Source organism: Flavobacterium sp. P1_E4, assembly GCF_056405915.1.
This window is the reverse complement of the sequence record NZ_JBFUBE010000053.1, coordinates 1-2593: the sequence shown is the minus strand read 5'-3', so window position 1 is coordinate 2593 and position 2593 is coordinate 1. Positions and strand designations below refer to the sequence as shown.

1 rRNA gene is annotated in these 2593 nt (G+C 49.4%); it reads right to left on the bottom strand.

Going from position 1 to position 2593, the window contains the following annotated elements:
• Positions 1 to 8 precede the first annotated feature (8 nt).
• Positions 9 to 2593: ribosomal RNA gene (locus tag AC1DY0_RS18895) — 23S ribosomal RNA — on the bottom strand; the annotation flags it as partial.

The following is a 2593-nucleotide window of genomic DNA, read 5'->3' as shown; positions in this document are numbered from 1 at the left end:
GAAAAGGTGTACATAAGCTTACGGGTTATTAGTACTACTCGACTATGACATTACTGCCTTTACATCTATAGCCTATCAACGTGGTCATCTCCCACGACCCTTAAAAGAAATCTCATCTTGTGGTGGGTTTCGCGCTTATATGCTTTCAGCGCTTATCCCTTCCCAACGTAGCTACTCTGCGGTGCCCCTGGCGGGACAACAGATACACTAGAGGTTAGTCCAATTCGGTCCTCTCGTACTAGAATCAGATCCACTCAAATTTCTTGCGCCCACAGTAGATAGAGACCGAACTGTCTCACGACGTTCTGAACCCAGCTCGCGTGCCACTTTAATGGGCGAACAGCCCAACCCTTGGGACCTTCTCCAGCCCCAGGATGTGACGAGCCGACATCGAGGTGCCAAACCCCCCCGTCGATATGAGCTCTTGGGGGAGATCAGCCTGTTATCCCCGGCGTACCTTTTATCCTTTGAGCGATGGCCCTTCCATGCGGAACCACCGGATCACTATGCTCTACTTTCGTACCTGATCGACCTGTATGTCTCTCAGTCAAGCTCCCTTATGCCATTGCACTCTACGCACGGTTACCAAGCGTACTGAGGGAACCTTTAGAAGCCTCCGTTACTCTTTTGGAGGCGACCACCCCAGTCAAACTACCCACCAAGCAATGTCCCCCGCAAAGCGGGGTTAGGCCTCAGATAAACAAAGGGTTGTATTTCAACAATGACTCCACAACGCCTRGCGACGCCACTTCACAGTCTCCAACCTATCCTACACATCATTTATCCAAGGTCAATACTAAGCTATAGTAAAGGTGCACAGGGTCTTTTCGTCCCACTGCGGGTAAACGGCATCTTCACCGTTACTACAATTTCACCGAGCTCATGGCTGAGACAGTGTCCAGATCGTTACACCATTCGTGCAGGTCGGAACTTACCCGACAAGGAATTTCGCTACCTTAGGACCGTTATAGTTACGGCCGCCGTTTACTGGGGCTTCAATTCAATGCTTCTCCGAAGATAACATCTCCTCTTAACCTTCCAGCACCGGGCAGGTGTCAGGCCCTATACTTCATCTTACGATTTTGCAGAGCCCTGTGTTTTTGATAAACAGTCGCCTGGACCTCTTCACTGCGGCCCCGATTACTCGGGGCGACCCTTCTCCCGAAGTTACGGGTCTATTTTGCCTAATTCCTTAGCCATGAATCTCTCGAGCACCTTAGGATTCTCTCCTCGACTACCTGTGTCGGTTTGCGGTACGGGTACTCATTACCTGAAGTTTAGAGGTTTTTCTTGGAAGCCCTTAGGCGCACTATCTCTTTGTCCGAAGACTCCGAGTACTATCGTAATTCCCCAAGCCGCGTGGATTTGCCTGCGCAGCCTATAGGTACATACTTCAACGAACTATTCCGTCAGTTCGCGGCGCTTTCATCACTCCGTCACCCCATCACAGTAATAAGTAGTACGGGAATATTAACCCGTTGTCCATCGACTGTCCCTTTCGGGTTCGCCTTAGGTCCCGACTAACCCACAGCTGATTAGCATAGCTGTGGAAACCTTAGTCTTTCGGTGTGCGGGTTTCTCGCCCGCATTATCGTTACTTATGCCTACATTTTCTTTTCTAACCAGTCCAGCATACCTTACGATACACCTTCAACCCTGTTAGAATGCTCCCCTACCACTTGTAATAAATTACAAATCCATAGCTTCGGTAATATGTTTATGCCCGATTATTATCCATGCTCGTCCGCTCGACTAGTGAGCTGTTACGCACTCTTTAAATGAATGGCTGCTTCCAAGCCAACATCCTAGCTGTCTGGGCAGACAAACCTCGTTCTTTCAACTTAACATATATTTGGGGACCTTAGCTGATGGTCTGGGTTCTTTCCCTCTCGGACTTGGACCTTAGCACCCAAGCCCTCACTGCACGGAAACATTATATAGCATTCGGAGTTTGTCAGGAATTGGTAGGCGGTGAAGCCCCCGCATCCAATCAGTAGCTCTACCTCTATATAACTTTGCGCCGTGCGCTGCACCTAAATGCATTTCGGGGAGTACGAGCTATTTCCGAGTTTGATTGGCCTTTCACCCCTACCCACAGGTCATCCGAAGACTTTTCAACGTCAACCGGTTCGGACCTCCACACTGTGTTACCAGCGCTTCATCCTGCCCATGGGTAGATCACACGGTTTCGCGTCTAACACTACTGACTAAAGCGCCCTATTCAGACTCGCTTTCGCTACGGATCCGTGGCTTAACCACTTATCCTTGCCAGCAACGTTAACTCGTAGGCTCATTATGCAAAAGGCACGCCGTCACCCCACGAAAGGGCTCCGACCGCTTGTAAGCGTATGGTTTCAGGATCTATTTCACTCCGTTATTCACGGTTCTTTTCACCTTTCCCTCACGGTACTGGTTCACTATCGGTCTCTCAGGAGTATTTAGCCTTAGCGGATGGTCCCGCCAAATTCAGACAGGGTTTCACGTGCCCCGCCCTACTCAGGATACCACTATCTATTACAGTCATTACTTATACAGGGCTATCACCTTCTCTGGCTCTACTTTCCAGTAGATTCTAATTCTTCATGCATAAAAT